13 protein-coding genes and 2 pseudogenes are annotated in these 16,861 nt (G+C 55.7%); 8 read left to right on the top strand and 7 right to left on the bottom strand.

Annotated features, from left to right (window positions below; all coding sequences use genetic code 11):
* Nucleotides 1-160 precede the first annotated feature (160 nt).
* Complete coding sequence (locus PJW05_RS22335) at nt 161-835, bottom strand: TraX family protein (protein ID WP_271412286.1); 675 nt, start codon at nt 833-835, stop codon at nt 161-163.
* Nucleotides 836-1,115: 280 nt separating this feature from the next.
* On the opposite strand from PJW05_RS22335, the gene PJW05_RS22330 reads away from it, so the two are divergent.
* A complete protein-coding gene (locus PJW05_RS22330) occupies nt 1,116-1,532 on the top strand; it encodes a hypothetical protein (protein ID WP_271409132.1) in 417 nt (138 codons plus the stop codon).
* 45 nt (nt 1,533-1,577) lie between these two features.
* On the opposite strand, the gene PJW05_RS22325 is transcribed toward PJW05_RS22330, so the two are convergent.
* From PJW05_RS22325 to PJW05_RS22305, 5 genes are all read right to left on the bottom strand, one after another.
* Nucleotides 1,578-3,758 carry a hypothetical protein gene (locus tag PJW05_RS22325; RefSeq protein ID WP_271409131.1) on the bottom strand — a complete coding sequence of 727 codons (2,181 nt, stop codon included), beginning with the start codon at nt 3,756-3,758 and terminating at the stop codon, nt 1,578-1,580.
* Entirely contained in the window at nt 3,751-4,296 is a 546-nt protein-coding gene (locus tag PJW05_RS22320; RefSeq protein ID WP_271409130.1) for a hypothetical protein, read from the bottom strand. The genes PJW05_RS22325 and PJW05_RS22320 overlap by 8 nt, the downstream gene beginning before the upstream one ends.
* Before the next feature lie 661 nt (nt 4,297-4,957).
* Nucleotides 4,958-5,317, bottom strand: coding sequence for a histone-like nucleoid-structuring protein, MvaT/MvaU family (locus tag PJW05_RS22315; protein WP_271409129.1), 360 nt, complete (start codon nt 5,315-5,317; stop codon nt 4,958-4,960).
* Between the two features lie 1,462 nt (nt 5,318-6,779).
* A protein-coding gene (locus tag PJW05_RS22310; protein WP_271408054.1) for an IS3 family transposase occupies nt 6,780-7,936 on the bottom strand; the annotation gives its coding sequence in 2 pieces (ribosomal slippage) (nt 6,780-7,687 and nt 7,687-7,936; 1,158 coding nt in all).
* A gap of 10 nt (nt 7,937-7,946) precedes the next feature.
* Nucleotides 7,947-8,426 carry an AbiTii domain-containing protein gene (locus PJW05_RS22305; protein WP_271409128.1) on the bottom strand — a complete coding sequence of 160 codons (480 nt, stop codon included), beginning with the start codon at nt 8,424-8,426 and terminating at the stop codon, nt 7,947-7,949.
* Nucleotides 8,427-8,833: 407 nt separating this feature from the next.
* Between PJW05_RS22305 and PJW05_RS22300 the strand changes: the two genes are divergently transcribed.
* The 6 genes and pseudogenes from PJW05_RS22300 to PJW05_RS22275 all read left to right on the top strand — a co-directional run bounded on the left by PJW05_RS22300 (nt 8,834) and on the right by PJW05_RS22275 (nt 14,997).
* On the top strand, nt 8,834-9,805 hold the full coding sequence (locus PJW05_RS22300) for an AAA family ATPase (protein ID WP_271409127.1): 972 nt from the start codon (nt 8,834-8,836) through the stop codon (nt 9,803-9,805).
* A 26-nt stretch (nt 9,806-9,831) separates the two neighbouring features.
* Nucleotides 9,832-10,518: a hypothetical protein gene (locus tag PJW05_RS22295; protein WP_271409126.1), complete on the top strand. Its 687-nt coding sequence runs from the start codon at nt 9,832-9,834 to the stop codon at nt 10,516-10,518.
* A gap of 60 nt (nt 10,519-10,578) precedes the next feature.
* Nucleotides 10,579-10,839 (top strand): annotated as a pseudogene (locus PJW05_RS22290) (transposase); the annotation flags it as partial.
* 224 nt (nt 10,840-11,063) lie between these two features.
* Complete coding sequence (locus PJW05_RS22285; RefSeq protein ID WP_442969162.1) at nt 11,064-12,413, top strand: IS110 family transposase; 1,350 nt, start codon at nt 11,064-11,066, stop codon at nt 12,411-12,413.
* Nucleotides 12,414-13,316: pseudogene (locus PJW05_RS22280) on the top strand (IS3 family transposase); the annotation flags it as partial.
* 97 nt (nt 13,317-13,413) lie between these two features.
* Entirely contained in the window at nt 13,414-14,997 is a 1,584-nt protein-coding gene (locus PJW05_RS22275; protein ID WP_271412285.1) for a S8 family peptidase, read from the top strand.
* A 24-nt stretch (nt 14,998-15,021) separates the two neighbouring features.
* On the opposite strand, the gene PJW05_RS22270 is transcribed toward PJW05_RS22275, so the two are convergent.
* Nucleotides 15,022-16,182, bottom strand: coding sequence for a tyrosine-type recombinase/integrase (locus PJW05_RS22270; protein WP_271409125.1), 1,161 nt, complete (start codon nt 16,180-16,182; stop codon nt 15,022-15,024).
* Nucleotides 16,183-16,184: 2 nt separating this feature from the next.
* Here PJW05_RS22270 and PJW05_RS22265 point away from each other — a divergent pair, with 2 nt between their 5' ends.
* Nucleotides 16,185-16,829, top strand: a complete 645-nt coding sequence (locus PJW05_RS22265) for an MBL fold metallo-hydrolase (RefSeq protein WP_271409124.1) — start codon at nt 16,185-16,187, stop codon at nt 16,827-16,829.
* The last annotated feature ends 32 nt before the right edge of the window (nt 16,830-16,861 follow it).

The following is a 16,861-nucleotide window of genomic DNA, read 5'->3' as shown; positions in this document are numbered from 1 at the left end:
CAAGCAGGCGGCGCTTGGTCACTTGCTTGACGGCTTCGATTTTGAATTCTTTAGCGTAACTCTGGTTGCTCGTGATACCCCCTAACTGGTCTCATTATGAAGCTTGGAAGTATCTACAAAACTAGGGGAGATTCACTATGGGCGCAATTCGGTGAGAACTCTATCGCCAAGCTACGGACACGCTGCCAAGCAACAGAAGATGGGTTGGGTATAGCGGGTACATCCATGTGCCTACTTGCCTAAGTGGTCGTATCTGAAGCTGCAGCAGCATGAGTCCGAGCAACGGTGCCAACGCAGCTACGGCAATGATCACCTTATCCAGTGGGGCCAGTTCTGAAAGTCTCAGGATAGAGATGCCGGCATTCGCAGTGGCGGTGAGAAGCGCACATAGAGCCCAGCTTATTATCCTTGTCTCCATTGTGCGAGCCTGCAGTGCAATTAATGATGCTGCTGGCAGAATTATGCCGGGCAAGCCAGAGCTTAGAATGGGGCTGTACGTGATAGCTATCATAAGCACGAGAATCCCTGCTGCAATCAATTTCGGGGTCCTATGATGAATGGCTTGGGCAAGTACTAGGCCTAGTGATAGCTCAAATAATATGTTTAAGTTGTCAGCGCGAAAATAGCTAGCGTACGGCCATTGGCTTAGTATTGCGAAAAAGAGAACTCCTCCTAGGTATCGTAAGCCGCTTGAGTGATATCTCGGTTGTCGGGCGACATTAGTGGCGATTGCAAGGCAGAAGAATGGAAATGCCAATCTTCCAATTGCGCGCATCCAGCGTGAGGTTTCTTTGATTTCATCAGGTAGCACAAACCATGTGTGGTCGATGATCATGGCTGCCAAAGCGATCCACTTTAGTAAATCAAGCGAGTGGTTTCGTTCAGGGTGATACATTTCTATATAATCCGTTACATTTGTTGATTTTCTGGGTTGGATGCTTGATATTTTGTTTTAGGAGTGTGAGGGCTGGCAATGTGTAGTTTTTTTGAGTTGCCGTCATAAAAGTACGATGTGAGGCGCTCCGTTGGATTTACCAGCCTTGTCGCTGCTTGTTGATCGTGGGTTCTGTGGTTTTCACATGGCTTCATATTTGAGACGTTCATGGGGTCTACACATGAGAAAAATTATTTCAGCTGTCTTCATGGCAATTGTTTTCACCGGTTGCTCCAGCGGAGAATCCGAAAACCAAGTAATGCCCGCCAAATCAACTGTTGATGCGGTATACGCTCCGAACACTACTGAGTACCTTCGCGCATCGGTTGGTACTCCGCGCTCCAAGAGCCTAGAGCTTACCTTTTGGCATGAAGCTGGATCGGCATATCATGGATACGCTTCCTTGAAGGTGGATGGCCTCGAGAAAATTCGCCCAGTTGATAATGTTGGTGGTTTCGACTTTTCGCAGGCGACCGCTTTCAAGTTTCATTACACGGACGGCGTCTGGGTAGCCTATGTGGCCACCTCAGACCGTACTCATGAGGCACGCCCGGAAGAGTTCTTCGCAGATGTTGTTGAGTTGCTAAAGAAGTTTTGATGCGTTGTGGTGTGGGCCCAGGGCTTCCTTGCTCTGGCGGGGACATTACTGGCCAGTTGCTGAAGGAATGCCTCGTCCAGGTCTCATGATATTGCGAACGACACCTCCTATCGCCGTACGAGTAACCATCGACACATTTCCCAGGATGCCGTGCATGCTGTTCTCGTAAGGATTCAGCCCGGGCTCGGAAAGAGAGATCATGTTCAGAACCGAACGCGGGAAGTTGGTGACCAGTTGCGCGCTGGTCACTACTACGTTCCAGCTCAACATGATGACGACCCCCAACGTGAGCAGACCGCCGATCACAAGACCACCCAGGCTTTCCAGCGGGCGGCCGACCTCGGAAACGCCGGGATCGAACATGCCCCACAGCCCCATCGCCAGCATTTGCACCAGACTTAACCCCACGGCACTGATGACGATAGCTGCGGCGAGGCCTCCGACCGAAAGAGCTGGGTAGAGGCCGATGAAAATGAAGGAGTTCCACCCCTTGGCACTGAGTTGGGAGGTATGCTCTTCGCCTTTGGGGGCGGCCATGCCTGCCGACCAGAGTGTGACGCCGAAGAAGGTACTGGCGACCACGACCAGCCAACTGATCGCGCCCATCAACCCGTAGACTGCGAAAAGCAGTGGCATGACATAGCCCAATAGACCGCCGGATATGATCAGGGCATATCCAACGACTTTCATCAGCGAGCCATCACTGACTTTCTTGATCCAGGGGAGGTAGCTCATTACAGAACCGCCTGCGATCAGACCGATGCCTGAACCGACCATGGCTCGGCCCCAGGCTGCGAATGTATGGATGTTTTGACTGCCTGGGCCCGCAGTTTCCTTCAGAATGTCGAGGGAAAAGATACGACTAAGCCAGGATTGCTCAGCTCTGCTTGAGTCTGGCTGGATCTGCGAGAGCGCTTGGCCCTCGACCAACTTCGACAGGTCGTCGCCAGGCGTCATGGCCGCCAGACTGGACTGCGGCATCATCTGCGAGGTAGCACCTTCGGCATAAGCGGCTGCGCGGGAGAAATCGGACGCTGCGCGTAGTACAAAGGTACCGCCAAGCATCCAACCCCAGTGCCTCAGTTCGTTGAAATACGCTTCCGAACGTAATGCCTGATCGGTAGCCAGTTGGTTGGCAACGGTTAACTCTACGGTCTCGGCAAACCAATTTGCGGTCTGATTGGCCCAGCGCACGCCGTCATCGTAAAAGCGCTTACTTTCCTCAGCTGATGCGGAGCCTTCTCGAACTTCAATGGCTTGGGCGAGCGCGAGGCTGAACAGCGATACCCAGATATGTCGTTGCGCCGCGGCAATACCTACTTGAATGCTGGATGCATTGTTCTTTCTGACGGCCAAGAACTCATCAGAGCACAACGTGCTTTCCATCCAACCTGCCTGGCAAAACCAGCCCTCGCCGGTGCGTTCGCGATCCACCGTAATGTTCTCGGCATCGAAGCCGATCAGCCCTTTCACGCCTGACGTCGATGCTCTCGCGGCGGCGTCACTCGGGGCGATCAGCGGCACAGGGATGCTTCGCATGTGGTGTGCCAGGAATACTGCACGGGGGGAAGGAATTGCACCGACTATCTCGGAAGGTGTCTCTCGGTGCACTTGGTTCCACCGTTCCAGCAGGACGTCCTGGGCTATCTGTTCGGCACTCGTCTCCGAATAGACACCCTGCGGATCGCGGAACACAACCGCGGTTGCCAGTTGGGTAGCCGATAGCTTCCACGAATTGAGCATCTCCAAGGACCTGGCCGGATCCACGTCAATGTGGAACTGAGGATCATGAAACAGGTTGTAAGTATGCATTAGTTGAAATGAGTCGGCTTGGGCGGCGTCCCCGAATTCCGCGGCGCTCTTTGCCACTCCTGCAACCAATGAATGGCCAGGTGTCAGCACGATATCGCGGTCGCCAGCGGAGCCCACTGGGATAATCGGGGCGAGCAATGCCAATGCGAATGTCACCCTTAATGGATAGAAAAAGCTTTCGTTTGCATCCCGAACACCAAAGAAATTACCACCGTTGCGAAGTCGAAATATTCCCAGGAAAACTGCCCAAGAGGACAGTACGCTGAACAAGGCGACTCCTGCAGTGGCGAAGTAGCTAGCGAAGATGGTTAGAGGGGTAACATCCAGGGCGTTGATGTCGCTGGTAACTGAGCCGCCGTTAAATATCCAGCGTCCGAATAGCCACATCAACACGATTGAAGTGAAGCTATTCATCTCGTTCACCTCTCACGCGGTAGCATATCGGGAGGGGAAGGGCGATTAGGAACGTTGGGTTAAGTATGACTGCTTTGATGAAGGCTACTACGGATGGGGCGGATTGAGTTCGCGCCATATTGAGTCGATAGGCATTTTGTACCAGAAGGATTAGCAGTAAGTTTAGAAATGCTAATTTAGCAGAAATTATTACCAGCGAATCTGGGATAGCTCCAAGTAGAGAACCAACATTGACTGCGATGGCGATAAGCAGTAGGTAGTTTAAGACGGTCGCTGAACGGTAGCCTCGGTGGACGCTTTGGGTGGTGATTCCGTACTGGCTTACCATGCGGTCCCAGAGAGCTTCGGAACCCAAGTGCTCTGCTAGCACGCGGTCCTCAGTTGCTTGTTCCTTTATGACTCTAACCATCCCCAAAAAAGTCAATAGGACGTGGCTCGGAAAGCTAAGAGCATGGCGAACCTCGCGCAGCGCGCTTCTGGTAGCTGAAATACCTGAGGCATGCAGAAAAAACATTTTTAAAGTGGATTTTGTGTTCATGGTTTATTCCTTCAGCGCCGGCCGATAAATGGCTGGTACCGGAACAGAAGGTGAGTGCGGTTTTGTTTCCTGATTCTTAGGGCGATGATCGAGGCTAGCTTGCTGGCCTGGAACAACGAGGCCGAAATAGATAACTAGCCCTAGGCCAATCGTGCGGGGGATTTTCACTGTCGCTTCCCGTGAGATAGATAACCTCTTCGAAACGTTCGTTGTTTTCATGCTTGCTCCAAGGGTAATGGGATCGTATAGGAGGCTGACCATTGGTACTTGGATTTTAAACAACAGAAATTCTTAATACATCGGGTGTTTATGCTAATGAAATTACGAAAGCATAAATTTTGGTCATGATTTATTTGTATTGATTGATGTGGCCTTTAAGGTTTGCTCAATGCTTGTTGGGTTCGAATTTTCGCTAGTTTCGATTTAGTTGATCAGGGCAAGGAACTGAGCTGCGCTAACAGGGATCTTCACCTTAAGCAGCCTTAGACTAAGAGGAGATTCGGGACCTCTGGATGCTCATCGTAGAAATTGAGGGGCAGGATAACTCGCCTGTTTACAGAGGCTCGCGCAGCTATGGCAGTAACTCCTCGGAGTTCCAGATTGATCAATATATAAAAAGAAAAGCCAGGCAGTGCCTGGCTTTTTCCTTGGCGCGGACTGATTACTGTAGCCAGCTCTCCACTTTCCCTGCGCCGTACTTTTCTTTCCACGCCTTCAGGATTTTGTGGTTTCCGCCTTTAGTCTCAACGACCTCGCCGGTTTCCGGGTTCTTGTAGACTTTTACTTGACGCTGACGACGCGGGCTTCGTGCGGTCGGAGTTACGACGTTACGCTGAGCTTGGGGATCGATGAGGGCAATAATGTTACGTAGGTTCATGCCGTAGTCGTCCATCAGCTTGCGCAACTTCTCTTCGAATTCGATTTCGCGCTTCAGCCCGTCATCGTTCTTGAGCGCATTCAGCTGCTTTAGCTGGGCGGCGAGTTGTGCTTCTAGCGCTTTAAATTCTGCGAGTTTGGACATCGATTTGACCTTATCGTTTGGTAAGCAAGTGTGATTTAGCTTAGGTTGATACCGACTTTGGTACTTCGAATGCTAGCCGAGGGAAATGGCATTGTGGAAGTTAAATCAGCTTTTTGCCGAATGCGGGCTACGGTGCCGACGCTTGGGTTGGAGCTACGAGTATTTCGTAGCTTAATCAAGGCACGGAACGAGTCGCCTTGTGAAATTCACCTAGACCACATTTAGAAGGAAGTAGCATGCGTTCTACAGTAAAAATTGGAGTGGCTTTCGCGTTGGGTGCGCTTGCAGGATGCTCCACCGGAGTCCGCCCCGATCAGTTGCCAGTAGTGGTCGACTACTACGCGGGCGCGACAGATCTGTCGGGTTACTCCGGCATGGGGATTGGCGCAGGAAACACCCTTATGGGAAGGGCCGGATCAAGCGATCCCCTTCGGTATCCGGCGCTAGAGGTGAAGCGCTGCAACACTGAAATGACTGCGTGCGCCCTAGGCCTCGTGGATCTCGCTAGTCAGGTCACCATTCTCGAAGTTGGCCCCTCTACGGCGAAAGTTCAGGTAGTGCTCGATTACCGCGTTGGTAAAGAGGTCAGGCATGAGGGGATGGGATCCAGTGTGATTTCAACCCTACCGTCTGATGTGGAAATCATCAGCGACAGCGGCCGAGTTACTCGGTCGGCTGAGATCCCCTACGGCGTGGTGCGGAGCGTCGTACTACCTTATGGCGTTGCTCTCACTCTTTGCGTTTCGCCTCCTGGGACGTCCAACCTAGATGAGCGGCCTTGCTCAGAAAACTTACGAGTCCGCGATCCGAGCGTTGTTCCGACGCTCTAGATCCATATCGGCAGAGGCATCTTCCACAAGTCTGAAATGGCAGAGGGTGTCTCCAGCTCTTGTCGGACACGGTGAATCACTGCTGGCGATCAGTGCCTGATTCACGGTGAATCACTGCTGGCGATCAGTGCCTGATTCACGGTGAATCACTGCTGGCGATCAGTGCCTGATTCACGGTGAATCACTGCTGGCGATCAATGCCTGATTCACCGTGAATCACCGCTGGCGTTCCTCATCTGATTCACAGTGAATCACTGAAGTGCTAATCGACCGATCTACTCTCTGAGGAACTGGTAGCAGAGTTCGATGGATGCCGACAGGTCGTCGGCATCGTGTCGAGCCTGCAGTACGGCTAGGACCTGTCCGATCTGAGCGTCACTCGGAATCAACTCACTTGGCGACTCATACAGCCAGTCCTCGAGGGTGTTCAGCAAGCGGTGAGCCGGCCAGCTTGCTACCTCCGCGCGGGTTGGTACGTAGAGTCCCACGCGGAGGGCGGGTGAGCCGGAATCCTTATGTGCCCGAATGGCACTGAGCATGGCCGACTCCATTCCAAAGCGATCATCGTTCATCTAGCAACCCACGCGGCTAAAGGCCCGGTCAGGCCGGGCTCGAATCGTTACACATGGGTTCTACCCCATTTCCACGGACGGTTTGAAAAGGGCTGAAAACTTCAGATCTTGCCGGGCGACTCTACGACGCATTCGTGGGTTATGAAACCGCTCGATGTAGTCGAATAAATCCGCCCGAGCTTCATCACGAGTTCGATACGATTGATGGGCAACGCGCTCCCGTTTGAGCTGACCGAAGAAGCCTTCACAGGCAGCGTTGTCGCCGCAATGCCCGACGGCACTCATGCTGCAGACCAGCGTGTTGCGATTCAGAAAGCGCTGGTAGTCAGCACTGGTGAATTGGCTACCGCGATCCGAATGTAGGATCACCGACCAGTCACCTTGGCGCTGCCAGATCGCCATCTCCACCGCTCGAATCACCATCTGCCGATCCTGACGGTGATGCATCGACCAACCGATCACCAACTTGCTGTACAGGTCGAGCACCACGCATAGGAAGAGCTTGCCTTCCAGTGTGGCTATCTCCGTGATATCCGTGACCCACTTGCGCTCCGGTTCCTGCACGGTGAAATCGCGCTCCAGCAGGTTTTTCACGCCTGCTGGACGGCCGCTGGCGACTCTTCCAAAGCCACGTCTCTTACGGCGGGGCCAGCCTTGAATGCGCTCAGCGGCCATCAGGCGAGCAACGCGGTTCAGGCTGACGATTTCGCCCTCGTCGAGCAGATCCTCGTGCATCCGTGGCGCTCCGATCACTCCACGGCTGTCCTCGTGGATCTCCCGAATACGCCTCACCAGGCGCGCATTCTCTTGAGCACGTGGGCTTGGCTCGCGATCCTGCCAGGCGTAATAGCCACTGGCAGAAACCTTCAGACAACGGCACATCAGTCGTACCGGGTACTCGTTGCGGCAGCGCTGGATCACCGTGTACCGCTCGATGACTCCTTGGCAAAGTACGCTGCCGCGTCTCTTAAAAAATCACGTTCCTTGGTTACTCGGGCCAACTCGCGCTTGAGGCGGGCAAGCTCCTCATCCCGCGGACTTCCCGTTCCAGGGAAGGCTTTCTCTGCGCTTGGTTGTGCCTCCCGAACCCAGCGTGTGAGCAGGTTGGGAGCAACACCAATCTCCAGGGCCACCTGTCGGCAGCTCGCCCCTGAACGACGAACCAGCTCGATGGCTTCCCGCTTGAATTCGGGGCTGTATTTCTTGCGCTTGGACATGAACACTCCTTTAGCTCGACGTGAGCTTACTCGAAAGTGTCCGTGCTAACGGGGTAGAACCCACCTGAACCGTGGAAAATTTGAGCGCAGGGCGCATCATCACGCCGTGCGTCTCACGTATCATTTGCATCAGCGTGTGCTCAACGTTGGCTGGGAAGTGGCTATATATGCCCGTTGTGCTTTGGGCAAGTTGTATGAGCTCAGGCACTGACTGTCGAACTTCGAAGTCCGACAGCATCTCAGCCATTTCGGGCGGTGCAAAGAATGGAATGGGGCCATGAATTGGGTTCTCCGCCATCAACTGTCCTTGTACTCGGCGATAGTCGGGAACCTCTCCAGAGTAATAACCGTTCAGCTCGCTGCTGATCCAGTCGATCAGTTCAGGTACTCCCAGCCGCCTGGTCGCGACTAGAGCGCGACGTAGCAAATCCGCTGATGACACCGAGGTGTCAATCGCTGCATTCACCAGTTCGGTAACGAGCGCAGGCATCCCTCTCCCCTTAGGTGCGATGGCAAAGTCGTAGCATGCCATCTTTCTTGGTTGGCACTCCATGTGCTCGTGAAGGGCCGTTGGAGACTAAAATGCCTAAAAAGAACCCACCGTTGCGGTAGGCTTTGACCTGGTCGCGATGATCGTCTACATCGAGCAATACCCATCCCACGTGAGGCTGTCTGAGGGGGGAGGACTCTGCTGCGCATTCCAGAATGCTGTCCTCAGGGTAATCTGTGATAGAGACGAAGGGCTGCTGCCGGAGCCCTTCAATGTGGGTAGAATCGCTGCCCAGACAGGGCTAGATGGCGTCGACCTACTAGTTTGAAGACCCTTCCTCAGGGAAACGCATTCGAGATCTACTCAGGGATTCGGACGGGATAAAAGCTATGGCACGTGGCGAACTAATGAAAAAGCTGTTGGCAAGCTACGGCCGAGACGAAGAGTTCCGAGCTGTTGCCGAGCAGATAATTCTCGAAGAAGAGCAGAAAAATAACCGAGTCCTTGCCAGGTCTCTCCGTCATACGCTGGATAATGCAACGTCCGCGAGTGTGAACTCTAGCAAGCAGCCCCAAAAGCTGGCTTCGCTCATCCCCTTCCCCGATGCCGCCGACGACTTTGTCGAGAAGGTCGAACCCCTCCATTCGCATAAAGACATAACGCTCTCACATGCCAATGTTCGGGTCTTTACGGGTCTGCTTCAGGAGTACAGGCGCTCGGAAGAAATTCGCCGGCATGGACTTTCTGTCCGATCCAAACTGCTGTTTTGCGGCCCCCCCGGGTGCGGAAAAACCCTCTGCGCCGAAGTGTTTGCCGCAGAGCTGGGTCTGCCGCTGTTTGTCGTGAAGCTCGATCGCCTGATTTCATCCTATCTGGGCGAAACCGCTGGAAATGTACGCAAGATTTTTGAGTTCGCTAAACGGCAACCCTGTGTCCTCTTCCTCGATGAATTCGATGCCCTGGCCCGATCGCGTGACGACTCGGCAGAGCACAACGAGCTTCGCCGCGTCGTGAACAGCCTTCTGCTGTTCATCGACCGGATGCAACCGCGTGGTTTCATGATCGCCGCCACTAACCTCGACAACTCTCTGGATGCTGCAATCTGGAGGCGCTTCGACGAGGTCATCTGGTTCGATAAACCAGATCCAGCGCTCATCAGACGCTTCTTGGGCACCAAATTCAAAAACGTCATTATCGATTTCGACCTGTCCAAATACATCAGTCGCTTGGAAGGCTATTCTTTTGCGGAAATCGAACGTGTCTGCACCCAAACGATCAAGGCCCCTTTGGTTGCCCGCCGCAAACGGATCACGGAGTCCGACTTTAAAGCAGCAATGGCAGACGAGAGCCGTAGGAGAGCTGGACGCGCAAAGCTTTGAACTAGCCAACTAGCAAAGAGGTCAGGATGGCCCGTTATGATCACCTTCGATTAATTCGCATTCCACAAGAACTGCCACGACGCAAAAAACCGGGCTTTGGCAAGCCTGTTATGCGTGATCGAGGTGATCATAGCGGCAGGCTCAACGATGAATTGGCTCAAGCTGTTGAGCAGCAGGCAGCCCGCAAACGTCCGGGGATTGTGGACCCCTCGCTAATCCTACGAGTCAGGATGACTGATGCCCTCTTGGAGGAGAGCTGGCACGGCGCAGGCCTAGAGCTGCTATCCAGCGATCCGGACAAGACACTCATTCTTTTTTCCTCCAATGGTGACCTCACCCATTTTCGCGCCCAGCTTGAAGCGTACGGCGGTGAGATTCCGGAGCGGCAGAAAAACGCACCATTTTCCCAGTTCATTTCCGGCATTGAGTCAATCGGTGCAATAGAGCCGCGTGACCGGATCGGGATACGTCTTCGCGAGGAGGGCTTTGTTGACCTCGATGACATAGTTCCAGACGCGCTGATGCTCCTGGACCTGGAGCTCTGGAACATAGGCTCGACCCAAGTTCGCCTCACGAAACTAGAAGAGTTAACTCGATTCATAGAGGACCAGGGCGGTACGGTATACGACCGATACAACGGCCCCGCCATCTCGCTTCTACGGATTGAGGTACTGGGTGGCGTCCTCGCTCAACTGCTATCCATCGATGTGTAGTGGTCTACTGATCCCGGACACCGATTTAGGCGAAAATCCTCGCCGTGAAAGAGGTGTCTGATGAACAAGCAACGACGTACGTTTTCCGCCGAGTTCAAGCGAGAGGCAGCGGCCTTGGTACTGGATCAAGGCTACAGCCATATCGAAGCCTGCCGTTCGCTGGGCGTCGTGGACTCGGCATTACGCCGCTGGGTGAAACAGCTCCAAGATGAGCGCCAGGGAGTCACCCCGAAGAGCAAGGCGCTGACGCCCGAGCAGCAGAAGATCCAAGAGCTGGAAGCCCGGATCAACCGGCTGGAGCGGGAGAAAGCGATATTAAAAAACCGCCTCCCCGGCGCACCGCGCCCCATTGGGCTAGAAACACGACCACTACACTGACAGCGCTGGACAGTGGTCGTCTGCTTTTTGGAGGCTCAGTCCCCGTCAAAAAACCTGACCCAGGGGAAGCTGCGGACCCGTGAGTGGTGGCGCGTTTCGTGACCCCGTTTAGGAATGTGATCTGATCCGAGTCCCCGTCCAGTACATCCGGTAAGTGGAGGGTTCTCATGAAAACGTCCAGTTCACAGCGGCAGGGTCTGCCAGTGATTCACCAGCGTGCAGCCGGCATCGACATCGGATCGCGCTTCCATGTGGTGGCCGTGCCCATCGATCTCGCCGAAGAGCCGGTGCAAACCTTCAAGGCGTTTACCGCCGACCTGGAGCGCATGGCCGCTTGGCTGGTCGAGCTGGGCGTCACCACGGTGGCGATGGAGTCGACCGGGGTGTATTGGATTCCGGTTTACGAGATTCTCGAGAGCCACGGTTTGCACGTCGTGCTGGCCAATGCGCGCGATGCCCGCGCTGTGCCTGGGCGCAAGACCGACGTCAACGATGCGCAGTGGATCCAGCGTCTGCATGCCTGTGGCTTGCTGCGGGCCAGTTTCCATCCCGAGCGCGAGATCGCAGCGTTACGCAGTTATCTACGTTTGCGCGAACGCCACCTCGATTACGCCGCGGCGCATATCCAGCACATGCAGAAGGCGCTCACCCACATGAACCTGCAATTGCAGCATGTGGTCGCCGACATTACCGGGGCCACCGGCATGCGCATCATCCGGGCGATCGTCGCCGGCGAGCGCAACGCGGCGACACTGGCAACCCTGCGCGATACCCGCTGCAAGTCGAGCGTTGAGACCATCCAGAGTGCCCTGGTGGGCAATTACCAGCCGGAACATGTGTTTGCCCTGGCGCAGGCATTGGCCATGTACGACGCCTATCAGGCGCAGCTTGAAGTCTGCGACCAGCAGATTGCCGAGAGCCTGCAGCGGCTCGCCCGGCAGCGCCCCTCACCCAGTGAACCGCTACCGAAGCCACGCCACCGCGCGCGACAGCCGAACGCGCTCAACTTCGATGTCCGTGTCTTGCTCTATCAACTGGTCGGCGTCGATCTGACCCAGATCCACGGCATCGGCCCCTACCTGGCACTGCGGTTAGTCGCCGAGTGCGGTACCGATCTGAGCCGCTGGCGTACCGCCCAGCACTTCACCTCCTGGCTGACCTTAGCGCCGGGTTGCCGGATCAGCGGCGGCAAAGTGCTCTCGGCACACACGCGCAAGACCAAGAATCGGGTGACAGCCCATCTCCGGTTGGCTGCCGTAACCACTGGCAGAACGAACACGGCGTTGGGCGCTTTTTATCGACGCTTGTCGGCGCGTATCGGCAAGGCCAAGGCGGTGACCGCCACGGCGCGCAAGATCGCCATCCTGTTCTACAACGCGATGCGCTTCGGCATGGCTTATCAGGATCCGGGAGCCGACCACTATGAGCAAAAATATCGCGAGCGCGTGGTCAGAGGCCTGCACCGGCGAGCAGCCGAATTCGGCTTCACGCTACAGGCCGTCGAAGGTGTTTCTTAGGAAGGCTACCGCTCTCTTGATGTCAGACGAACTCGATCGTACGCGCTGATAGACCAGTTGAGTGAGCAGGAGCCGGTAGAGGTGGTCTGTTCAGCCTTCGATGTGGCGCGCTCTTGCTACTACGCCCATCGTCTTCGATGTCGCCGTATCGATGCTCGCCGCGTGGCGCTACGCAGCCAGGTCAATCAGTTGTTCAGTCAGAGTCGAGGCTCGGCCGGAAGCCGGAGCATCTTGGGCATGCTGCGCGAGAGTGGCGAGACGATTGGCCGTTTTCGTGTACGCCGGCTAATGCGTGAACTGGGCCTGGTCAGCAAGCAGCCGGGCTCGCACGCCTACAAGCAAGCCACTGTTGAACGACCAGATATTCCGAATCGGCTGAATCGCGAGTTCACGACCGAAACTCCCAATCAGGTCTGGTGTGGCGACATCACCTATGTCTGGGCGCAAGGTCGCTGGCATTACCTGGCCGCAGTGCTGGATCTACATACCCGTCGGGTAGTTGGCTGGGCGTTCTCGGCCAAACCGGATGCCGAGTTGGTAATCAAGGCCCTGGACATGGCTTACGAGCAACGCGGCAAGCCACAACAGGTAATGTTCCATTCGGATCAGGGCAGCCAGTACGCCAGCCGCCTGTTCCGCCAGCGGCTGTGGCGTTACCGGATGCAGCAGAGCATGAGCCGTCGGGGTAATTGCTGGGACAACTCGCCGATGGAGCGCCTGTTCCGAAGCCTGAAGTCGGAATGGGTACCAACGACCGGATACCTGACCGCCCAGGAAGCTCAACGGGACATCAGTCATTACCTGATGCACCGTTACAACTGGATCAGGCCGCATCAGTTCAACGACGGACTGCCACCTGCGGTGGCCGAAGAAAAACTTAACCCACTGTCCGGAATGGGTTGACCACTACAATGTGATTGCCACCATCGATCTGCCGCCTCAGCCTGACACGTTCACCCGAGAAGCGCTGGAGCTTACCCTACCCGACCTCCCCCCCGTGATGCTGCCCGATAATGCCCCCATCATTGGCATTATCGACAGCGGTATAAATGATCACCCTCTACTGGAGGGGGCTATTGTCGGCGCCATTGGAGTACCGGCTGAGCTGGGCGCGGCTGATGTATGGGGCCACGGAACCAGGGTCGCCGGAGTTGCTGCTTTTGGTGACCTTCGTGCACAGCTCGCAACCAGCGACCATCTTGTCTGTGCGGCGAGGATTTGCTCAGCGCGCGTGGTGAATGATGAGGGGCGTTTCGATGATCACCGTCTCGTTCCCAGTCAGATGCGGGAAGCATTGACTACGTTGAATCGTGAATTTGGCTGCCGTATTTTCAGTATTTCATTGGCTGATACGAGAAGCGCTCCGTACGCTGGCGGAAAGGTAGGCCCTTGGACTGCCACTCTTGATGAATTGGCTAGTGAGCTCAATGCGCTCATTCTGGTTTCCGCAGGCAACCGTCATCCAAGGCAAGCGGAACGACAAGAGGAAGGTATCACTGATTACCCAGCTTACCTCCTGGAGCCCAGCAATCGCTTTCTAGAGCCCTCCGCAGCGCTCAACGTGCTGACAGTCGGCTCCATTGCCCACGGCGCGGGGATCGACGCAGAGCTCATCGACCAAGATGTCGGTGTGCGGCCTATTACCGGCCCATTTGAGCCGTCCCCTTTCTCTCGGGCAGGTCCCGGGATCGGAGGTGCGATAAAGCCCGATATCGTGGATCTCGGCGGCACAATGGTCTATGACCGTCTTAACGGCTTGCGATGGGGCTATGACCTGCCCAGCGCAGGAGTGTTAACGCTCAACCATCTCTTCTTGGAGCAAATGCTGCGCTCAGCATCCGGAACCTCTTATTCCACCCCTATGGCTGCACACAAGGCCGCGCAGCTGCTGGCACGCTTTCCCCGCGCCTCAGCCAATCTGCTCAGGGCATTGTTGGTAGGTGCGGCTGAAATTCCCGAGGAAGCTCGGCAACGGCTGATCCATCTGGATGCAGACTCCAAACGACATATCTGCGGCAATGGGTACATTGGGATAGAGAGGGCCACCTACTCCGACGACTCTAGGGTCGTCCTATACGCTGAAGATGCCCTGCCGCTGGACAACTTTGCCGTATACGAGATCCCGATCCCTGAGCGCTACCTGACGCAGGCAGGTGAGAGAACGCTGACCGTCACCTTGGCTTACGATCCGCCCGTGCGCCATACACGTGTTGATTACGCCGGTGTGCATATGAGCTTCAGGGTACTGCGAGGCGTGACGCCAGATGAAGTCGTTGAGCAATTTCGATGGAGAGCAAAAGCAGAAGGCAAAGCCCCCAAGCTAGCCTCCAGCAAGAACTGCGATCTTCAACCAGGATCCACACTGCGAGAAAAGGGAACAGTACAAACAGCGAGCGTGACCTTCAAACGTGGAGAACTGGCTCAGTATGGCAACACGTACTATCTGGTCGTTCGATGTGAGTCAGGCTGGGCAGACTACATAGCCCAGCAACGTTTTGCTGTGGTGGTTGAAATTGCCCACCGTGCGGGAGTCCAGATCTACCAACAGATTGAACAACGCGTTCGTATCCGTCAGCAGGTGTAGCTCAGCAGTCAGGGATGCTTCTAGCTAGCCTAGCTTCTTAGCTAGATCTTCAGCCCTTGGGTGGTAGTAGCGCATGAGCATTCTCGTGTCTTGGTGGCCGGTGATTTTGGTCAGCTCGTGCAAGGGGAAAATCTCAGCCAGGCGCGAAGTGGCCTCGTGACGTAAGTCGTGGAATCGCAGGTCGACTAGGAAGGGATCCTCAGCGATTCGCTTCGCAGCTTTTTCCGGCTCGACTCCTTCTGTTCTGAGGTGCATACCCAGCCCCACCTCATACGCTCCCCTCGCGTCACCTAGGGCATCTAGGAATGCCTTGGTGATGGTATCTGGCTGACTTCTAAATACTCGGCCATCCTGCAGCTTTGGCTGGTGCTTCACAATCGCAGCGGCCTGGCTGGATAACGGTACGCCACGCGAAGAGCCGTTCTTCGTCAGCGACAAGAAGGCGGTTCGCTTCTTTAAATCCACATTGGTTCTGAGTAGGCCGGAGATCTCGCTGCGGCGCATACCTGTCTCGACTGCGAATCGGACAATCTGCGGCAACTCGTTCGAACGCGAGTATCGATAGATCATCTCCAACTCGTCGAGGTGCTCGCAGACCAAATTGCCATCTAGGTGTTGCCATACGTCAGAAGTGAGGATCCGCCTATCCCGAGCGTCATCGACGCTTGGCTGGCGGATCAGCTCGACGGGATTGCTCAGTGACTCCATGCGCCACTCTTTGCGAGCAATGGTAAAGACGTGGGAGATCAGTGCTAGCTCACGGCGAACTGTGGCTGGCGCTAGGCCCTCTGCGAGGCGCTCGTCTCGATAGCTAGCCATGTCTGCTCCCCGGATGCTTGCGATTGATCTGAGGGCTAGCGGATGGCGTAGCAAGACCTTAATTCGTGACAGCTCGGAGTCGCTGCTGCGCTTTTTAGAGGTTACCTGCTCGGCGTACATCTTTAGGGCTTTTGCGAACGAGGTCGACTCGGCTTCGTTTCGGCTAACGAACACGCCGGCATCCATCTCGCGCTCGATCATCGTCGCCCAGGTCTTCGCCTCAGTCTGGGTGTTGAATGTCTTGCTTTGCAGGGGCCATCCTTTGCGTCTGACCTGTACCTGCCACTGGGAAGGGCCGCGTTTCCGAATCGTCGCCATTGCAATTCTCAGTGTGACAAAATTGTGCCAAATATCATAAAGGAACATCCATGGAAGCCGCAAAACCAGCACTAATCCGCGAAACATTCCCTGTTGGGCCTTTGCAGTGCAACTGCACCCTGATCGGCGATCCGGTCAGCAAGAAGGCGATTGTCGTGGACCCGGGCGGTAACCACGAACAGATCCTGGCGCGCCTGGAGGCCCATGGCCTGAAGCTGGTGAGCATCATCCACACCCATGCCCACCTCGATCACTTCCTCGCTTCGGGCGAGTTGAAGAAGGCCACCGGCGCGACCCTGCACCTGCACAAGGAAGACCAGTTCCTCTGGGACAACCTGGAAATGCAGTGCCGCATGTTCGGCGTGCCCTACAAGCCGGTGCCGGCGCCCGACCAGTGGTTGGCCGACGATGAGGAACTGGCCTGCGGCTGTGGCGTGGCGCTGCACACACCGGGGCATACGCCGGGCTCCATGAGCTTCTGGTTCCCGCAGGTCAAGCTGCTGATCGCCGGCGACACCCTGTTCCGTCGCGGCATTGGCCGCACCGACCTCTGGGGCGGCGACTACGCCACCATCGAGCGTTCGATCAGGCAGCGCCTCTACAGCCTGGATGAGGAGGCCACGGTGGTCACCGGCCACGGCCCGGACACCCGTCTGGGCGACGAAATGCGGGAAAATCCGTTCGTGCGGGCCTGATCCACGGAATTTCCATGGGGCGGAATGCTCTA

The organism is Pseudomonas sp. Q1-7 (genome assembly GCF_028010285.1).
Taxonomy (GTDB): Bacteria; Pseudomonadota; Gammaproteobacteria; order Pseudomonadales; family Pseudomonadaceae; genus Metapseudomonas.
Note: the sequence above shows the minus strand (reverse complement) of the source record. Positions and strands in the feature narration are given on the sequence as shown.